Below are 18,946 nucleotides of genomic sequence, written 5' to 3' on the forward strand. Positions count from 1 at the left end.
GAGCTCGTCTCGCGATCTTTTGATCTTCTAAAAGATCGCGAGACGAGCTCGCTCCTACAAGCGTTAAGGCTTAGGCGCGCAGCAGGGTTTTCCAGGCGCGGTTCTGGTACACGGCAATGGCTTGTTGCTTGCGCGCGTTGAGCAGCAGGTCATTGCTCTCGGCGTCGTCAGTGATTGGCAAGTTCGCCAATTCTTGCAACTTGTTCATCTCACCGTACAAGCGATCGACTTCCGGGATCTCCAGCACGCCACGCGCCAGGCGCAACCAGGCCTGAATGCGCTCAATGCGCGGCAGTTGTTCGGCCAAGTCTTCTGGTTGCTGCTGGTAGCGGTTCAGACGCAGCGCAATGGCCTCGTCCGACAGCAAGCGCGGCAGCCAACTGGCCAATTGTGCAGCGCCCTGACGGTTGCCACGGGTGGTGCCACGGTCGACGGTCCAGCTGCGGGCCAGCAGCCAGCGCGAGGTGTTCAGCGAGAACTGGCCCCAGCGCGGGTCTTGCAGCTCTTCAAGGAACTGCTCAGGGGCGGCTTTACGCACGTCCTCATCGTCCTGGCCGATTTGCACAATCGGGCGCCAGTCTTCAAGCAGGGCATCCAGCTCGGCCCGCAGGGTGTGGGTCGACTGGCGCGGGGCGGCCTGGCCGAGGCTGCTGACCAGTGCACGCAGGTCAATCAACTGGTGCAGCCAGTCTTGCAGCAAGCGCCAGTGACCATTGAAGCGGTATTGCTCAGCCAAGCGCTGGCTGTTGCCCAACAGGTGCCAGGCCAACGCGGCAAAGGCGTCGTCCAGCGGCGTTTCCGGGGTCAACTCAGGGGCAGGCAGGGTGATGGTGTAGCTGTTGGCATCGAACAGGCGGTAGCCGCGCTCAGCCTTGCTGATGTCGCATGGCATCAGCGGCAGTTTTTCCGCCAGTTCGGCGGCCAGTTCCAGCAGGGCAGCTGGCTCGCCTTCGCGCAGCTCGAGCTCCAGCTCGCAGATTTCTTCTTTCTGCTTGCCGGCAATCACGTGGCCCAGGTCCAGCGCGGCTTCGATCACCACCTTGGCTTTGCCACGGCCCCACGAGATTTCAGCGCGCTCGCGAACGAAATCGGTGGTGAAGATCGGCTTCAGGGTTTTTTTGTCCAGCTCGGCCAGTTCGTCAGGCCAGCATTCGCCTTCGAGCTTTTTGATGTCGAGCTTGGCCTTGGGCAAGTGCCAGTCGTATTCGTTGCGCTCAGACAGCCCGGCAATGCTTTGGCCGCGGGTCTTGAGGGTTTGAATCACCTCTTCGCCATCGCGGCGCAAGCGCAGGGCAACCTTGGCCTTGGCCAGATCGCGCTCAGGCGTGTCGAAGTACTGGTTTAACAACTCACGGCTTTCCCAGCCACTTTTGTTGCGTTTTTTCAGCAGAGGGTGCTCGCGCAAGGCGGCGAGGGTTTCTCGGCTGACGCGGAGCTTGATTTCGGTTTCTTTTTGCATGGCCGGAAAATCCAGGAACGGTGCGCAGCCGGGGAAAGTGTGGCTGCCAAGGCCGTGCAGTGTACAGGACTCACCGCCCCGGCGCGTCGCGCGGGTTTATTCTGTGGCGCAGATGGCTCTATGATGGGCCTCGCCCAGCCAACAGGAAGCCAGCGCATGCCCTTACCGTCCCTCAAAGAGCAATTCGCTGCGTTGATCAGCACGCCGTCGGTCAGTTGTACTCAGCCCCATCTGGATCAGTCCAACCGCGCCGTGATCGATTTGCTGGCCACGTGGCTGGGTGAGTTGAGCTTCAGTTGCGATATCCAGCAGGTCAGCCCTGGCAAGTTCAACTTGCTCGCCAGTTTCGGCAGCGGCCCCGGCGGTCTGGTACTGGCCGGCCACAGCGACACGGTGCCGTATGACGAAGCCCTGTGGCAGACCGATCCGCTCAAGTTGACCGAAGTGGACAATCGCTGGGTAGGCCTGGGCAGTTGCGACATGAAGGGCTTTTTCGCCTTGATCATCGAAGCCGTGCGCCCGCTGCTGGACCAACCGTTCAAGCAGCCGTTGCTGATTCTGGCCACCTGTGACGAAGAAACCTCCATGGCCGGTGCACGTGCGCTGGTCGAGGCCGGGCGGCCGCTGGGGCGTGCCGCGGTGATTGGCGAACCGACCGGGCTCAAACCCATCCGCATGCACAAAGGCGTGATGATGGAGCGCATTGATATTCTGGGGCGCAGTGGCCATTCATCGGACCCAAGCCTGGGCCACAGCGCGCTGGACGCCATGCACGACGCGATCACCGAGCTCAAAGGGCTGCGCCAGCAATGGCTGAACGAGTACCGCAACCCACAGTTCAGCGTGCCGCAACCGACCCTCAACTTTGGCTGCATCCATGGTGGCGACAACCCGAACCGGATTTGTGGCCAATGCTCGCTGGAATTCGACCTGCGGCCTTTGCCAGGCATGGACCCGGCGCTGTTGCGTTCAATCATTCGCAGCAAACTCGACCCGTTGGCCGAGCGCCATCAGGTCAACATCGACTTCGCCCCGATTGCGGCGGGTGTGGCGCCGTTCGAGCAGGCCGCTGACAGCGAACTGGTGCGCGTGGCCGAGCGGCTCACCGGGCATCGCGCCGAAGCAGTAGCGTTTGGCACCGAAGCACCTTATCTTCAGCAGCTTGGCTGCGAGACCATCGTGTTGGGCCCGGGTGACATCACCTGCGCGCATCAGCCCGGTGAACACCTCGAAATGTCACGTTTGCAGCCGACAGTGCGTCTATTAAGCCAACTGATCGAACATTATTGCCTGACCCCGGCCCAGTAAATGGCCGCAGGCCCGACCCGTATACACAAGGAGAGCACGCGTGTTGCCAAGTTTGTTTCGACGATAACTACCAGCCTGCTGTGCGTTTGCTGTTTTTGCCCTTTTTAGGCGGCTCATTTTTTACAGGCTTTGGTTATGCACGATTACGTTAACTGGCTGCGTCATGCTTCCCCTTACATCAATGCTCACCGCGACTGCACCTTTGTCGTCATGCTCCCTGGCGACGGTGTAGCGCACCCCAACTTTGGCAACATCGTCCACGACCTGGTGCTGCTGCACAGCCTCGGCGTGCGGCTGGTGCTGGTTCATGGTTCGCGCCCGCAAATCGAAAGCCGTCTTGAAGCCCGTGGCCTGCAGCCGCATTACCACAAAGGCATGCGCATCACCGACGCCGCGACGCTGGAGTGCGTGATGGACGCCGTGGGCCAATTGCGCATTGCGATTGAAGCGCGCTTGTCCATGGACATGGCCTCATCGCCCATGCAGGGCTCGCGTTTGCGCGTGGCCAGCGGCAACCTGGTGACCGCACGGCCGATTGGCGTGCTCGATGGCGTGGACTACCACCATACCGGCGAAGTGCGCCGGGTCGACCGCAAGGGCATCAACCGCCTGCTGGACGAGCGCTCTATCGTGCTGTTGTCGCCCTTGGGCTACTCGCCCACCGGCGAAACCTTCAACCTGGCCTGCGAAGACGTTGCCACCCGCGCCGCCATCGACCTGGGCGCTGACAAACTGCTGCTGTTTGGCGCTGAGTCCGGGTTACTGGATGAACAAGGGCGGCTGGTGCGTGAGTTGCGGCCGCAGCAAATCCCGGCGCATATGAAGCGTCTGGGCAGTGATTACCAGGCGGAATTGCTTGAAGCGGCTGCCGAGGCGTGCAGCGGTGGTGTGGCCCGCAGCCACATCGTCAGCTATGCCGAAGACGGTGCGCTGCTGACCGAACTGTTTACCCGCCACGGCGGCGGCACCCTGGTTGCCCAGGAACAATTCGAAGTCACCCGCGAAGCGGCGATTGAAGACGTGGGCGGTTTGCTGGACCTGATCAGCCCGCTGGAAGAGCAGGGCATCTTGGTGCGCCGTTCACGGGAAGTGCTGGAGCGTGAAATCGAGCAATTCAGCGTGGTTGAGCGTGAAGGCATGATCATCGCCTGCGCGGCGCTGTATCAGATTGCGGATTCGGATGCCGGTGAACTGGCGTGCTTGGCGGTCAACCCGGAGTACCGTCATGGCCGTCGGGGTGATGAGTTGCTGGAGCGCATCGAAAGCCGTGCACGGGCGCAGGGGCTGAAAACCCTGTTCGTCCTCACGACACGCACGGCTCACTGGTTCCGCGAGCGCGGCTTTGAACCCAGCAGCGTCGAACGCCTGCCAGCAGCGCGGGCGTCGCTGTACAACTTCCAGCGCAACTCCAAGATCTTTGAAAAGGCGCTGTAAAACATACAAGGCCTGTAGCCGCTGACGAGGCACGAAGGCTGCGATGGGTTGCGAAGCGACCCTGGACGGCGGTCCTGCGGCCCGCATCGCAGCCTTCGTGCCTCGACAGCGACTACAGAGTCGCTGTGTCGCTGTGTCGCCTTAGTTACTGATCGCCAAAATACTCGCCTGGTACGAGGCCACGAACAGGTCGAAATCACCTTCTTCGATTTTCTCGGTCTCGGCTTGTTCGAGCAGTGATTGCTTGGCTTTGGCTTCGAATGCGGCCTGGTCTTCCGGGCTCAGCGGGGTGTCGCGGAAGTACTCCGCGTGGGCCTGGCTCTGGCGCATCGAAAACTGGGCGAAGCTTTCTTTGTGTTCAGTCATGTTGGCCAACACTTTGGCCGACGGGGTCAGGGACACGTCCTTAACCTTGGCAAACTGATCGTCCAGTGCCTTGCTGTGGGCGTCGCCGCCATGGACTTGGTCCAGCAATGCCGCCACCGGGGCGATTTTTTCCAGCAGTTCTGCCGCCCACTCTTTCAGTTCGACCGCTTGGCCCTGACGCTGCAATTGCAGACCCGGGCGGCGACCTTCTTTGACCACGCTCAAGAAGTTGGACGTGCAGTTGCCGCATTCGCTGCTCTCGAACTGCGGGCTCTCTTGCAGTGCGCAATACAGCAGGAAGGCATCCAGAAAGCGCGCTTGCGGCAGGTCGATGCCCACCGGCAGGAACGGGTTGATGTCCAGCAGGCGCACTTCAACGTACTGCACGCCACGGGCCACCAGGGCCTGGATCGGGCGCTCGCCGGTGTAGGTCACGCGCTTGGGGCGAATGTTGGAGTAGTACTCGTTTTCGATTTGCAGAATGTTGGTGTTCAGTTGCACCCATTCGCCATCTTTGTGCGTACCGATCTCGACATACGGCGGGTACGGCGTCGCCACGGCCTTGCGCAGGCTGTCGGTGTAGCTGTCGAGGTTGTTGTAGCAAGGCGTGAGGCCCGCCTGGGCGTTGCTCTGGTAACCCAGGTCGCTCATGCGCAGGCTGGTGGCGAACGGCAGGTACAGCGTGTCGGCATCCAGTTGCTCCAACTGGTGCGAACGGCCGCGCAAGAAGCCGGCATCCAGCGCAGGTGAGGCGCCAAACAAGTACATCAGCAACCAGCTGTAACGGCGGAAGTTACGAATCAGCGCGATGTAGGCGTCCGACTGGTAATCACGGTCGGTACCGACAAAGCCCTCTGCTTGCTTGAGCACCGGCCACAGGGCTTCAGGCAGGCTGAAGTTGTAGTGGATCCCGGCGATGCACTGCATGGTCTTGCCGTAACGCAGGGCCAGGCCCTTGCGGTATACGTACTTGAGCTGACCGATGTTGGACGTGCCGTAGTAGGCAATCGGGATGTCTTCTTCGGCCGGCAACGGGCACGGCATCGAAGGGCTCCACAGGAACTCGTTACCAAGTTTGCTGTAGGCAAAACGGTGAATCTTGTCGAGGCTGGCCAGCGTGTCCGCAGGGTCGGGCAGGGCCGGGGTGATGAACTCCAGCAGCGACTCGGAATAGTCAGTGGTGATTTGGTCGTTGGTCAGCGCCGACCCCAGTTCTTCAGGATGCGGGGTCTGCGCCAGTCGTGCATCGGCCGTTACGCGCAGGCATTCGCGCTCGATACCATGCAGGCACTGCTCGAGCAAAGAGAGGTGTGTGCGCTCGCCAAGTAAGTTCAGGCGGCGGTTGAGAAGTTCGCTCAAGTTAGATTCCTTCACGCGTCAGTCGCCCCAATATGGGGGTGGTCAGGACGGTCTACAAGGGTGAAGTTATACCGGCGTGGTCGCCTGGCTTTGTAGGGGTGATGCTCAGCCCCGTCCCTGTTTCGGTATTACGGCGCTCCGAGCGCATTTCGGCACTGCTTTCACAGTGCCGAAATTAACTCAAATGACCTGATGACCGCTACAGGACAGCGAACGTGCCTTGTGCTTTAGCGACCAGTTTGTCGCCTTGCATGACGTCCGCTTCGACGACAAACGTCCGTCGGCCGGGGTGGATGACCTTGGCGATGCACAGCACATCGCCATCGGAAACGGAGCGCAAGTAGTTGATCTTGCACTCGATCGTCACGCTTTGGCGGTCAAAACCATGGGCGCCGGAACAGGCCAGCCCCATGGTGATGTCGACCAGGCTGAAAATCACCCCGCCGTGCATTTTGCCGCCACGGTTGCGCAGCTGCGGCTCAAGGCTTAGCGCGACGTGCGCAATGCCGTCTTCTACCGACTCGACGCGACAACCGATCAACTCGCTGAACGCGCTTTGGGTCAAACCCTCAGGCAGCGTCATTAGCGTTTCTTCAGCTGTTTGGCATTGGCGAACAGCGAAGCCATTGCGTTGTTGGCCGGGGCAGCGGCGACTGTCTCTTTGCGTGGGGCCGAGTTTTGCTGACGAGGCGCCGAACCTGGGCGGGCACCGCGCGCGCCGTCGATTTTCTCGCCGGGGGTATCGCTCATGCGCATCGACAGGCCAACGCGTTTACGCGGGATGTCGACTTCCATGACCTTGACCTTGACCACGTCACCGGCTTTAACGGCTTCACGCGGGTCTTTGATGAACTTCTCGGACAAGGCCGAGATGTGCACCAAACCGTCCTGATGCACGCCAATATCGACGAACGCACCGAAGTTGGTCACGTTGGTGACCACGCCTTCGAGGATCATCCCCAGCTCCAGGTCTTTAAGGTCTTCAACCCCTTCCTGGAACTCTGCCGTCTTGAACTCGGGACGCGGATCGCGGCCGGGTTTTTCCAGCTCTTGCAGGATGTCGGTGACGGTCGGCAGGCCGAAGGATTCGTCGGTGAATTTTTTCGGGTCCAGACGCTTGAGGAAGCCGGCGTCGCCGATCAGCGAGCGAATGTCACGCTCGGTGTCCGAGGCGATGCGCTTCACCAGCGGGTAGGCTTCCGGGTGAACGGCCGAGGCGTCGAGCGGGTTGTCACCGTTCATGACGCGCAAGAAACCGGCGGCCTGTTCAAAGGTTTTTTCGCCCAGACGGCTGACTTTTTTCAGCGCTGCACGGGTTTTGAAGGCGCCGTTTTCATCACGGTGGGCCACGATGTTTTGCGCCAAGGTGGCGTTAAGGCCGGAAATACGCGCCAGCAGCGCGACCGAAGCGGTGTTCACGTCCACGCCCACGGCGTTTACGCAGTCCTCGACCACGGCGTCCAGGCCGCGTGCCAGCTTGAGCTGGGACACGTCGTGCTGGTATTGGCCGACACCAATGGATTTCGGGTCGATTTTTACCAGCTCGGCCAGCGGATCTTGCAGGCGGCGGGCGATCGACACGGCGCCACGGATCGACACGTCGAGGTCCGGGAATTCCGTGGCGGCCAGTTCAGAGGCCGAGTAAACCGATGCACCGGCTTCGGACACCATCACCTTGGTGACTTTAAGGGCCGGGTATTTCTTGATCAGCTCAAGGGCCAACTTGTCGCTTTCGCGGCTGGCGGTACCATTGCCGATGGCGATCAGCTCAACCGAATGCTTGGCGCACAGGGCGGCCATGATCGCGATGGTCTGATCCCACTTGTTGTGCGGCACGTGCGGGTACACCGTGGCGTGCTCAAGCAGTTTGCCGGTGGCATCGACCACGGCGATCTTGCAGCCGGTGCGCAGGCCCGGGTCCAGGCCCAGCGTGGCACGCGGGCCAGCAGGGGCGGCCAGCAACAGGTCGTGCAGGTTGTGGGCAAACACGTTGATTGCTTCGGTTTCAGCGGCGTCGCGCAGTTCACCCAGCAGGTCGGTTTCGAGGTGAGTGTAGAGCTTGACCTTCCAGGTCCAGCGCACCACTTCGCTCAGCCATTTGTCTGCCGGGCGGTTTTGGTTTTCCAGGCCGAAGCGCTGGGCAATCATCATTTCGCCAGGGTGCATCGTGCCGGGCAGTTCTTCACCAACCTTGAGCGACGAGCTGAGGATGCCTTCGTTGCGGCCCCGGAAAATCGCCAGCGCACGGTGCGACGGCATGCTTTTGAGCGGTTCGTCGTGTTCGAAGTAATCGCGGAACTTGGCGCCTTCTTCCTCTTTGCCAGCGATAACGCGGGCGCTGAGGGTGGCTTCCTGCTTCAAGAAGCTGCGCAGTTTATCCAGCAGGCTGGCGTCTTCGGCGAAGCGCTCCATGAGGATGTACTTGGCGCCATCGAGGGCAGCCTTGACGTCTGCCACGCCTTTTTCGGCGTCAACAAAACGTGCGGCTTCGGTGTCCGGGCTGAGGTTGGGGTCGTTGAACAGGCCGTCAGCCAGTTCGCCGAGACCGGCTTCCAGGGCGATCTGGCCCTTGGTGCGGCGCTTTTGCTTGTAAGGCAGATACAAGTCTTCGAGGCGGGTCTTGGTGTCGGCCAGCTTGATGTCACGGGCCAGTTCAGGCGTCAATTTGCCTTGTTCTTCGATGCTGGCGAGGATGCTGATGCGCCGTTCGTCGAGTTCACGCAGGTAGCGCAAGCGTTCTTCCAGATGACGTAACTGGGTGTCATCCAGGCTGCCTGTCACTTCCTTACGGTAGCGAGAGATGAAGGGTACGGTGGAGCCTTCATCCAGAAGAGCGACGGCCGCTTCGACCTGCTGCGGGCGCACGCCAAGTTCTTCGGCGATGCGGCTGTTGATGCTGTCCATAAAACCACCTGACAAATTGTGATGCAGGCTCGCAGGCCCGGGCTGTAAGGCTTGCGAGACTGGTTGAGCGGCCCGAAGGGCGCCGCTACCTGGGCCAAAAGGGCAGCCTGTTGACCCGTGAAATCAGCACATTACGGCAGGTATTGAAAAAATAAATCCTGGCGCAATGTTTGAAAAACCGAGATTGCCTGACACAAAAGGCGGCGCATTATAACCAGCGTTCCCGGATTCAGGGGATTGCGCGCTTCACCCGCTATACTCGACGCACTGGCCGTGAAGGAAAAATCTGCTAACAATGCACACGATGCGTATAACAGCAGCTAAGCCATAATGCGCGCCGAGATCACAGGAGCATCTAATGAGCAGCATTGCACAACCGGCTGAAGGCGAAAAAATTCTTATCGTTGATGACGATCCAGGGCTGAGCAGCCTGCTGGAGCGTTTCTTCGTCAGCAAGGGCTACCGTGCCCGCGCTGTGCCGAACGTCGAGCAAATGGACCGTTTGCTGGCTCGTGAGGTATTTAACCTGGTGGTACTGGACCTGATGCTACCCGGCGAAGACGGGCTGTCTGTCTGCCGCCGCCTGCGTGCCGCGGGTAATCGGGTGCCGATCATCATGCTCACCGCCAAGGGCGACGAGCTGAGCCGCATCAAGGGCCTGGAATTGGGCGCTGATGACTACCTGGCCAAACCTTTCAACCCTGATGAACTGATGGCGCGTGTGCGTGCCGTGTTGCGTCGTCAGTCGGCGCCTGTACCGGGCGCACCGGGCAGCGAAGATGAAAGCGTCACCTTTGGTGATTACGAGTTATCCCTGGCCACGCGCGAACTCAAGCGTGGCGATGAAGTACACATGCTCACCACCGGTGAGTTTGCCGTACTCAAGGCGTTGGTCATGCATGCGCGCGAGCCGTTGACCCGCGACAAGCTGATGAACCTGGCCCGTGGCCGTGAGTGGGATGCACTGGAGCGTTCAATCGACGTTCAAATCTCCCGCCTGCGCCGCATGATCGAGCCGGACCCTTCCAAACCGCGCTACATCCAGACGGTCTGGGGTGTCGGTTATGTATTCGTGCCGGATGGCAACGCAACCAAGTGATGTCGCCTGTGCAGGCGCGAGTCACCCAGTGGCCTTAGGGCGCCGGGTGGCTCGCACTTCATTCTATTGCGGGTCTTGGTACTCGTCCCTGCAACGTGTAAAGCGCCATCTATGAAAACCCCTCTGTGGTTCCCCCAAAGTTTTTTCTCTCGCACCCTCTGGCTGGTGCTCATCGTCGTCCTGTTCTCCAAGGCATTGACCTTGGTTTATCTGTTGATGAACGAAGATATGTTGGTCGACCGCCAATACAGCCACGGCGTGGGCCTGGTGCTGCGCGCCTATTGGGCGGCCGATGAAGAGAACCGCGCCAAGATCGCCGATGCTGCAACGCTGACGCGTGTGGTGGGCGGCGGGGTGCCAGAAGGCGAGCAACACTGGCCTTACAGCGAGATCTACGAGCGTCAGATGCAGGCCGAACTGGGCGCCGACACCGAAGTGCGTTTACGCATGCACTCGCCCCCGGCTCTGTGGGTACGTGCCCCGAGTCTGGGCGATGGCTGGCTGAAGGTACCGTTGTACCCGCACCCGCTGCGTGGGCAAAAAATCTGGAGCGTACTGGGCTGGTTCCTGGCCATCGGGTTGTTATCCACCGCCTCGGCGTGGATTTTCGTCAGTCAGCTCAATCAGCCACTTAAACGGCTGGTTTATGCGGCCAGGCAGTTGGGACAGGGGCGCAGTGTGCGCCTGCCGATCAGTGATACACCGAGCGAAATGACCGAGGTGTACAGCGCCTTCAACCAGATGGCTGAAGATGTGGAGCAGGCAGGCCGCGAGCGCGAACTGATGCTGGCGGGTGTGTCCCATGACTTGCGCACGCCGTTGACGCGCTTGCGTTTGTCGCTGGAGTTGATGGGCAACCACAACGACCTGACTGACGACATGGTGCGCGACATTGAAGACATGGACGCCATTCTGGATCAGTTTTTGGCGTTTATCCGCGACGGTCGCGATGAGCCGGTTGAAGAAGTTGACCTGTGCGAACTGATCCGCGAAGTCGTTGCGCCGTATAACCAGAATGACGAACAGGTGCGCTTGCGCTTGCAGCCCATTCAGCCGTTTGCGTTGCGTCGGGTATCGATGAAGCGCCTGCTCAATAACTTGATCGGCAACGCCTTGCACCATGCGGGGGATGACGTTGAAGTGGCCGCCTATGTATCGGGCGACACCAGCGCGCCTTACGTGGTGCTAAGTGTGATGGACCGCGGTGCAGGCATTGACCCGTCGGAGCTTGAAGACATCTTCAACCCGTTTATTCGCGGTGACCGTGCCCGAGGCGGCAAAGGCACAGGCCTGGGCCTGGCGATTGTAAAACGCATCGCCTCCATGCACGGCGGCAACGTTGAGCTGCGCAACCGTGCCGGGGGTGGCCTGGAAGCCAGAGTCCGGCTGCCGCTGGGTTTGATGTTGCCGCGCGGCGCTGTGTAGGCGGACTTGTAATGTGTAGGAGCGAGCTTGCTCGCGATCTTTTGATCCTTTAAAAGATCGCGAGCAAGCTCGCTCCTACAAGGTTTTCGGGGCGCCAGTAACGACTGTTAACCTTTGCCTTTAGTCCGCGTCATGTTCGGGCCGCTGTTTTTTTCCAGATGCTCAATGATGATCCCCGCCACATTTTTGCCCGTGGTGGTTTCGATCCCTTCAAGCCCCGGCGATGAGTTGACCTCCAGCACCAGCGGGCCGTGGTTGGAGCGCAGAATATCAACCCCCGCCACGCTCAAACCCATGACCTTGGCTGCACGAATGGCCGTCATGCGTTCTTCGGGGGTGATTTTGATCAGGCTGGCGCTGCCGCCACGGTGCAGGTTGGAGCGGAACTCGCCTGGCTTGGCCTGGCGCTTCATGGCGGCAATCACCTTGTCGCCCACCACGAAGCAACGGATATCGGCACCGCCCGCTTCCTTGATGTATTCCTGCACCATGATGTTTTGCTTGAGGCCCATAAAGGCTTCGATCACCGACTCGGCCGCCGTCGCGGTTTCACACAGCACCACGCCAATGCCTTGCGTGCCTTCCAGCACCTTGATCACCAGCGGTGCGCCGTTAACCATCTCGATCAAGTCCGGGATGTCATCCGGCGAGTGAGCAAAGCCGGTTACCGGCAAGCCCAGGCCACGACGCGAGAGCAATTGCAGCGAGCGCAATTTGTCACGTGAACGGGCAATGGCCACCGACTCATTGAGCGGGAACACGCCCATCATTTCGAACTGGCGCAACACCGCGCAGCCGTAGAACGTCACGGATGCACCAATGCGCGGGATCACTGCATCAAAGCCTTCCAGCGGCTTGCCACGGTAATGGATCTGCGGCTTATGACTGGCAATGTTCATATAGGCGCGCAAGGTATCGATCACCACCATCTGATGGCCTCGTTCGGTCCCGGCCTCAACCAGGCGACGAGTGGAATACAGACGCGGGTTGCGCGACAGCACAGCGATCTTCATGCAGCACCTTTGGAGGAGGTAGTAGTCACCGGAAACACCGGCTTGTCTTGAACGTATTTTTGCCCCGGGTTAACGACCAACTGGCCGTCGACCAGCGCTTTTGAGCCCAGCAACAGGCGGTAGCGCATCGATTTGCGGCAAGCGAGGGTGAATTCGACTTGCCACACATGATCACCCAGGGCCAAGTCAGTGCGTATGACATAGCGCACCTGTGTGTGACCGTTTGAGCTCTTAATGGTTTTAATCGCCACTAACGGCGCTTCGCAGCGACGGTGGCGCAGTTGTACCAACGTGCCCAAATGGGCATTGAAACGTACCCACTCGACGCCATCGCGCTCAAAAGGCTCGATCTCGGTGGCGTGCAAGCTGGAGGTACTGGCGCCGGTGTCGATTTTCGCGCGCAGGCCGGCAACGCCCAAATCGGGCAGCGCCACCCACTCGCGCAGACCGACAACGGTCAAATGATCAAATGTCTTCAATATAAGTAACCAGCGATTAACGTATTCAGGTTGCAGGAAAGGCCCTGCAGGTCACACATGAAAGCCAACAGGCGGTATTCACGCAGAATAGCTGGCAAATGGCGACAGTTTTCCTACGGGGGGATGCAATGCAGTGATTGAGCTGCAGTGTTGGCAGATGAGCATTCTATCGGGCGTATTCCTTCCTTGGTTCATCAAAAGTAGTAGTACAGTTCTGTGAATTTAAATGAAGGGGCTTCCAATGGCGCAGAAACAGGAAGAGGACGACAAAGTCCGGCTGGACAAATGGCTATGGGCCGCACGCTTCTATAAAACCCGGGCGTTGGCCAAGGCGGCCATTGAAAGTGGCAAGGTTCACTGCCGTGGCGAGCGTTGCAAGCCCAGCAAAGAGCCGCGTGTGGGTGATGAGTTGCAGATTCGGGTAGGGCTTGAAGAGCGCACCGTCGAAGTCAAAGCCTTGTCAGTCGTACGTCGTGGCGCCCCTGAGGCGCAAACGCTGTATGCCGAAACCGAACAAAGCATCGCCAAGCGCGAAAACGCGGCCGCGCTGCGCAAGGCCGGGGCGATGGGGATCAGTACTGACGGCAAACCGACCAAAAAACAACGTCGCCAACTGCACCAGTTGCATGATGTGAGCGATTTGTAACAACGGCGACGGCGGGTACGTTGTGGGCTGCCATTGCTTTGCCGTGCGTCGTGTCTGTGCAGACATGACTTGTAACTGCGTAGGTGAAACGCCATATAGGGTTATTAGCCAGCGGCCTGTTAAAGCCCCACCTACATTAAGTAACCCATTCAGAACTCTATTCTTATGTCCGATCTACTTAAAAACGACCTTCAAAAAGACGCCACCCAACGCTTTATGTTTGACACCTGCGATGCCCGTGGCGAGCTGGTTTCGCTGGAGCACAGCTACGCAGAAGTGTTGGCCAAACATAACTACCCAGAACCGGTCCAGCAATTGCTGGGCGAGTTGATGGCGGCAGCGGCGTTGCTGGTGGGCAACCAGAAAAACGACGGTTTGCTGAGCCTGCAAGCACGTTCCGAAGGCCCGGTGCCACTGTTGACCATCGAGTGCACCAGCGAGCGCGAAATCCGTGGCCTGGCCCGTTTTGATCCTGAGCAGATTGCCCCGGATGCCACCTTGGCCGACCTGCTGCCAGACGGCCTGCTGGCCATTACCGTTGTGCCAAAAGTGGGCGAACGCTCCCAGGGTTTTGTGGACCTGGATGGCGAAACGCTGGCGGATTGCTTTACCAATTACTTCGTCATGTCTCAGCAAGTGCCTACGCGCTTCTGGCTGAAAGCGGACGGTCTGCGTGCACGTGGCATGTTCTTACAGCAACTGCCGGTCGACGTGATCGATGACGAAGAGGAGCGTGCCGATAAGTGGAAAGAACTGCTGATGCTGGGCGATACGCTCAAGGCTGAAGAGCTGATGGGGCTGGACAACGAAACCATCCTGCACCGTCTGTACCACGAAGAAACCGTGCGCGTGTTCGACTCAGAAGCACTTGAGTTCAAATGCAGCTGCTCGCGTGAGCGTTCAGGCAATGCATTGACCAGCCTGGGCCATGAAGATGCGCTCAATCTGGTGGCCGAACACGGTGGTCATATCGAGATCGATTGCCAGTTTTGTAACGCTCAATACCTGTTCGATGCGGCCGATGTGGATCAATTATTCTCCGGCGCGGGTGTTCAGTCGCCTTCCAATACTCATCACTAAAACGTTTCAGCGCAGGTGAAACACCTGTCAATTACCGTTCTTGCGCGGTTCTGACAGGTGGGCCCTACTCTTTTTGGCCATTTCTGGCATAATCCGGCCCACTTTTTTCGCGGTAGTAGTGCAACTATTTCTACTACAAAACGTTTGGCGCACTCGGCCAATGGCCGACGGGGAACCTCATGACGCAAGCTAATAACGCCGTGCACATCGATCTGAGCATCGACGAACTGGTAAAAGAAGCCCTGAACCGTGGTGAAGGCGAGCTTGCCGACAGCGGTGCACTGGTTGTTCGTACCGGCCATCGCACGGGTCGTTCACCTGCTGACCGCTTCATTGTTGAAGAACCGACCACTCAGGACGCAATCGCCTGGGGCCCGATCAACCGCAAGTTCCCGGCCGACAAGTTCGACGCGCTGTGGGACCGTGTTTCGGCTTACGTGGCTGAGCGTGAGCGTTTCGTTTCTCACGTTCATGTAGGCTCTGATCCGGCGCACTACCTGCCCGTCAAAATGACCACCGAAACCGCGTGGCACAACCTGTTTGGCCGTTGCCTGTTCATCAACCCGGAACAGTACAACCCGGCGGGCAAAGACGAGTGGCAAATCATCAACGCACCGAACTTCGTGTGCGAGCCAGAGCGTGATGGCACCAACTCCGACGGTTGCGTGATCATCAACTTTGCAGCCAAAAAAGTGCTGATCGCAGGCATGCGTTACGCCGGCGAAATGAAAAAAGCCCTGTTCTCGGTTCAAAACTTCCTGCTGCCAGCAGTCGACGTTCTGCCGATGCACTGTGCGGCCAACATGGGCGAAGAGGGCGACGTGACCCTGTTCTTCGGCCTGTCGGGCACCGGTAAAACCACCCTGTCGGCTGACGAAAGCCGTTACCTGATCGGTGACGACGAACACGGCTGGGGCGTGGGCGTGGTGTTCAACATCGAAGGCGGTTGCTATGCCAAGTGCATCGACCTGTCCGAGAAAAACGAGCCGGTGATCTGGAAAGCCATCCAGCACGGCGCGGTACTGGAAAACGTTGTTATTGATCCAGTCACCAAAAAAGCGGACTACGCAGACGACAGCCTGACGCAAAACAGCCGTGCTGCTTACCCGCGTGAACTGATCGAAAAACGCGCACCGAAAAACCTCGGTGGCGAGCCAAACGCTGTGATCTTCCTGACCTGCGACCTGACCGGCGTTCTGCCACCGGTGTCGATCCTCAGTGAAGAACAAGCGGCTTACCACTTCCTGTCGGGTTACACCGCACTGGTGGGTTCGACTGAAATGGGTTCGGGCAGCGGCATCAAGTCGACCTTCTCTACCTGCTTCGGCGCACCATTCTTCCCACGTCCTGCTGGCGAATACGCAGAGCTGCTGATCAAGCGCATCCGCGGTTTCGGCTCCAAGGTTTACCTGGTTAACACCGGTTGGACTGGCGGCGGCTACGGCGTTGGCAAGCGCTTCAACATCCCGACCACCCGTGGCGTGATTGCAGCGATCCAGAGCGGTGCTCTGATCGGCGCAGAAACCGAGCACCTGGACACCATCAACCTCGACGTGCCATTGGCCGTACCGGGTGTTGACACTGCCCTGCTGAACCCACGTAACACCTGGGCTGACAAAGCAGCCTACGACGAAGCGGCCAAAGCCCTGGCTAGCCTGTTCGTTGAGAACTTTAAAAAGTTCGACGTCAGCGACGCGATCAAAGCTGCTGGCCCGAAGCTGTAAGTATCGGTTAGCGCATTGATCTACAAAAAAACCGCCTGAAAGGGCGGTTTTTTTGTGCCTGAAGATTTAAGGATCGCGAGACAAGCTCGCTCCTACAGGTCCCGTTCAGGCTTCTAGAGCTTGTGTGTCCCAATGCCCGAGTGTGATGGCTTCATACAGCATGCCAATGGTCAGCGGTACCTTGTTGCCCCGGCCTTTGGCGTTACGCTTGAAATGCGGGTCGTTGCCCGCTGGCTGGAAATAGCGATACGCATCGTAATCGGCCAGTTCCAGCCCGAAGCGCTCTTCCAAGCTTTCCATCAAATGCTGGGCATCGCTGCCATTGCAACCCAGGTCGAGGTTGATAGAGGTCTTGAGGCTGATGGTCTTGTGCTCGGGCAGGCCGATTTCTTCATGCAGCAACTGCATCAGCTCGCGCAGGGCTGGTGTGTCGGGGAGGGTGCTGGCGAGTTTCATGATCAGAGATCCATGTGGTCATCAAAGACAGGTCTTCAGGCGAATCGTCAGCACCATAAACCAAATTAAAAATCGATGCTCCGTGCTTCAGGTGGGTTCGTGAGGTTGCCATTCAAGGCTCTGGACAGCGACGAGCGCTTGACCCTGTATCATCCCCTCTCAATTTGCCCCCGACCTTTTCTCGATTCGCCGCAAACCCTGCGCTACGGTTCAGGACTCAGCGGCGGTCAATGGAGTGACAGCGATGTACAACACCCTGGAACAGGTTTTCGGTTATCCACAGTTTCGCGCAGGCCAAGAGGCGGCGATCAGTGCGGTGCTGGCCGGGCGTTCGGCGGCGGCGATTTTTCCGACGGGGTCGGGCAAGTCGTTGTGTTACCAGTTGCCGGCGTTGTTGCTGCCGCATCTGACGCTGGTGGTGTCGCCGCTGCTGGCGCTGATGCAGGATCAGTTGGCGTTTTTGCAGCGTCATGGCATTGCCGCCGCCAGTATCGACTCGGTGCAAAGCCGCGATGAGGCCAGCGCTGTCATGGCGCGGGCCAAGGCGGGGGAGTTGAAGATTCTGATGGTGTCGGTCGAGCGCCTGAAGAACGAACGCTTTCGCCACTTTTTGCAGCAGGTACCCATTTCGTTACTGGTGGTGGACGAGGCGCACTGTATTTCTGAGTGGGGGCATAACTTTCGCCCGGATTACTTGAAGCTACCGGACTACCAGCACCAGTTCAATATCCCGCAAGCTTTGCTGCTGACGGCCACGGCTACGCCCGCTGTGATCGCTGACATGCAGCGCAAATTTGCGATTGCCGAGTCGGATGTCGTCACCACCGGTTTTTATCGCGCCAACCTGGATTTGTGGGTCGAGCCCGTCACCGGCACGGCCAAGCGTCAGCGCTTGGTACAGTGGATGGGCGAGCGTCCAGGCCAGCCGAGCATTGTGTATGTCACGTTGCAAAAAACCGCCGAGCAGATCGCCCAACACCTGAGCCAACACGGGATCAGCGCTAACGCTTACCACGCAGGCTTGCCCCACGAGCAACGGGAAAGCATCCAGCGCCAGTTCATGGCGGGCCAACTCAATTGCATCGTTGCGACCATCGCCTTCGGCATGGGCATCGACAAAAGTGACATCCGCAACGTGGTGCATTTTGACCTGCCCAAGTCGATTGAAAATTACAGCCAGGAAATCGGCCGCTCCGGTCGCGATGGCGCAACGTCCGAGTGTCTGGTCCTGGCCAATCGCGACAGCCTCAATGTCCTGGAAAACTTTGTGTATGGCGACACGCCAGAGCTGCAAGGCATTCGCTGTGTGCTGGAAGAACTGAGTGCAGCGATTGCCGAAGGGCAGTGGGAGTTCATGCTGATGCCGCTGTCGGACCAGAGCAACATCCGCCAGTTACCCCTCAAAACCCTCTTGGTGCAGCTGGAGTTACGCGGCCTGATCGCCCCGCGCTACGCCTATTTTGCCGAGTACCGTTTCAAGTTCTTGATTGAACCCGACACCTTGCTGGCCAAGTTTGAAGGCGAGCGTCAACAGTTTGTAGCGGCGATTATCCAAACCTCCAGCCGTGCCCGGACCTGGGCCACGGTGAACTTTGACACCCTGTACGAACAGCATCAGGCGGACCGCAATCGAGTGGTCAAGGCACTGGATTACTTTCATGAGAAGGGCTGGATCGAGCTTGAAAGCAAGCAGATGACAGAGGTCTATAACGTGCTGGTGACGGAGGTGGATGCACAGGCGCTGAGCCTTGAATTGCATCAGTACTTCACCGCCCATGAGCATAGTGAAATTGCGCGCATTCACGCAATGTTGGCGCTGTTCTCCAGTGACACCTGCCTGAGTCATCGACTGGCGCAGTACTTTGGCGATGAGCAGGCGCCGCAGCAGTGCGGGCATTGTTCTGTGTGTGCGGGGCAGATTGCGCGCTTGCCCGATCCGCCCGCGCTGGCGCCGCTTGTGGATAAAAACTTTGAAGCGCTGTGCGGTGCTTTTATCCACAAGCATCAGGAGTACACAGGCAGTTATCCACCGGCAGAACGTGTGACCCGGTTTTTGTGCGGCATCAGCGTGCCGTTATTCACCAAGATCAAAGCGCGTTCGATTGCAGGTTTTGCCGCGCTGGAAAACTACCCCTACGCCGACGTACGCCACTGGGCCGAACACCACCTGGCAGATGAGTGGATTTGAACCGGT

Annotated in this window: 15 protein-coding genes; 8 read left to right on the forward strand and 7 right to left on the reverse strand. The window is 59.0% G+C overall.

Annotation, left to right across the window (positions count from 1 at the left end):
- Positions 1-70 precede the first annotated feature (70 nt).
- Positions 71-1,459 (reverse strand): CYTH domain-containing protein, encoded by a 1,389-nt coding sequence (locus AAEZ03_RS05970; protein ID WP_350576892.1) that lies wholly within the window; start codon positions 1,457-1,459, stop codon positions 71-73.
- Between the two features lie 156 nt (positions 1,460-1,615).
- On the opposite strand from AAEZ03_RS05970, the gene argE reads away from it, so the two are divergent.
- Both argE and argA read left to right on the forward strand, forming a co-directional pair.
- Positions 1,616-2,767, forward strand: a complete 1,152-nt coding sequence (argE, locus tag AAEZ03_RS05975) for an acetylornithine deacetylase (RefSeq protein WP_350576895.1) — start codon at positions 1,616-1,618, stop codon at positions 2,765-2,767.
- A 135-nt stretch (positions 2,768-2,902) separates the two neighbouring features.
- Positions 2,903-4,201, forward strand: coding sequence for an amino-acid N-acetyltransferase (argA, locus tag AAEZ03_RS05980; RefSeq protein WP_048366768.1), 1,299 nt, complete (start codon positions 2,903-2,905; stop codon positions 4,199-4,201).
- 141 nt (positions 4,202-4,342) lie between these two features.
- On the opposite strand, the gene gshA is transcribed toward argA, so the two are convergent.
- The 3 genes from gshA to AAEZ03_RS05995 all read right to left on the reverse strand — a co-directional run bounded on the left by gshA (position 4,343) and on the right by AAEZ03_RS05995 (position 8,830).
- On the reverse strand, positions 4,343-5,926 hold the full coding sequence (gene gshA / locus AAEZ03_RS05985) for a glutamate--cysteine ligase (protein ID WP_278941990.1): 1,584 nt from the start codon (positions 5,924-5,926) through the stop codon (positions 4,343-4,345).
- Between the two features lie 199 nt (positions 5,927-6,125).
- On the reverse strand, positions 6,126-6,509 hold the full coding sequence (locus tag AAEZ03_RS05990) for a PaaI family thioesterase (RefSeq protein ID WP_048366766.1): 384 nt from the start codon (positions 6,507-6,509) through the stop codon (positions 6,126-6,128).
- Positions 6,509-8,830 (reverse strand): Tex family protein, encoded by a 2,322-nt coding sequence (locus tag AAEZ03_RS05995; protein ID WP_350576900.1) that lies wholly within the window; start codon positions 8,828-8,830, stop codon positions 6,509-6,511. Before AAEZ03_RS05995 ends, AAEZ03_RS05990 begins: the two co-directional genes overlap by 1 nt.
- 358 nt (positions 8,831-9,188) lie before the next feature.
- Between AAEZ03_RS05995 and ompR the strand changes: the two genes are divergently transcribed.
- Both ompR and AAEZ03_RS06005 read left to right on the forward strand, forming a co-directional pair.
- Entirely contained in the window at positions 9,189-9,929 is a 741-nt protein-coding gene (ompR, locus tag AAEZ03_RS06000) for an osmolarity response regulator transcription factor OmpR (RefSeq protein ID WP_350576903.1), read from the forward strand.
- 111 nt (positions 9,930-10,040) lie between these two features.
- Positions 10,041-11,354, forward strand: a complete 1,314-nt coding sequence (locus tag AAEZ03_RS06005; protein ID WP_048366763.1) for an ATP-binding protein — start codon at positions 10,041-10,043, stop codon at positions 11,352-11,354.
- 107 nt (positions 11,355-11,461) lie between these two features.
- Here the strand turns inward: AAEZ03_RS06005 and rimK are convergent, their stop codons facing one another.
- Together rimK and rimB are read right to left on the reverse strand one after the other, a co-directional pair.
- The gene (rimK, locus tag AAEZ03_RS06010; RefSeq protein WP_048366762.1) at positions 11,462-12,367 is read right to left on the reverse strand and encodes a 30S ribosomal protein S6--L-glutamate ligase; all 906 of its coding nucleotides are present in this window, start codon (positions 12,365-12,367) and stop codon (positions 11,462-11,464) included.
- A complete protein-coding gene (gene rimB / locus AAEZ03_RS06015) occupies positions 12,364-12,846 on the reverse strand; it encodes a retropepsin-like aspartic endopeptidase RimB (RefSeq protein ID WP_048366761.1) in 483 nt (160 codons plus the stop codon). The genes rimK and rimB overlap by 4 nt, the downstream gene beginning before the upstream one ends.
- 241 nt (positions 12,847-13,087) lie before the next feature.
- Here rimB and AAEZ03_RS06020 point away from each other — a divergent pair, with 241 nt between their 5' ends.
- The 3 genes from AAEZ03_RS06020 to AAEZ03_RS06030 all read left to right on the forward strand — a co-directional run bounded on the left by AAEZ03_RS06020 (position 13,088) and on the right by AAEZ03_RS06030 (position 16,296).
- Complete coding sequence (locus tag AAEZ03_RS06020; protein ID WP_123751040.1) at positions 13,088-13,492, forward strand: RNA-binding S4 domain-containing protein; 405 nt, start codon at positions 13,088-13,090, stop codon at positions 13,490-13,492.
- Positions 13,493-13,657: 165 nt separating this feature from the next.
- Positions 13,658-14,572 (forward strand): Hsp33 family molecular chaperone HslO, encoded by a 915-nt coding sequence (gene hslO / locus AAEZ03_RS06025; RefSeq protein WP_350576908.1) that lies wholly within the window; start codon positions 13,658-13,660, stop codon positions 14,570-14,572.
- A 179-nt stretch (positions 14,573-14,751) separates the two neighbouring features.
- Entirely contained in the window at positions 14,752-16,296 is a 1,545-nt protein-coding gene (locus tag AAEZ03_RS06030) for a phosphoenolpyruvate carboxykinase (protein WP_350576911.1), read from the forward strand.
- Positions 16,297-16,401: 105 nt separating this feature from the next.
- Here AAEZ03_RS06030 and AAEZ03_RS06035 read toward each other — a convergent pair whose 3' ends face one another.
- Positions 16,402-16,752 carry a DUF1493 family protein gene (locus AAEZ03_RS06035; protein ID WP_278941402.1) on the reverse strand — a complete coding sequence of 117 codons (351 nt, stop codon included), beginning with the start codon at positions 16,750-16,752 and terminating at the stop codon, positions 16,402-16,404.
- 244 nt (positions 16,753-16,996) lie between these two features.
- Here AAEZ03_RS06035 and AAEZ03_RS06040 point away from each other — a divergent pair, with 244 nt between their 5' ends.
- Positions 16,997-18,940: a RecQ family ATP-dependent DNA helicase gene (locus tag AAEZ03_RS06040; RefSeq protein WP_350576915.1), complete on the forward strand. Its 1,944-nt coding sequence runs from the start codon at positions 16,997-16,999 to the stop codon at positions 18,938-18,940.
- Positions 18,941-18,946 lie beyond the last annotated feature (6 nt).

The organism is Pseudomonas sp. HY2-MNA-CIBAN-0224 (genome assembly GCF_040310285.1).
GTDB lineage: Bacteria > Pseudomonadota > Gammaproteobacteria > Pseudomonadales > Pseudomonadaceae > Aquipseudomonas > Aquipseudomonas helleri.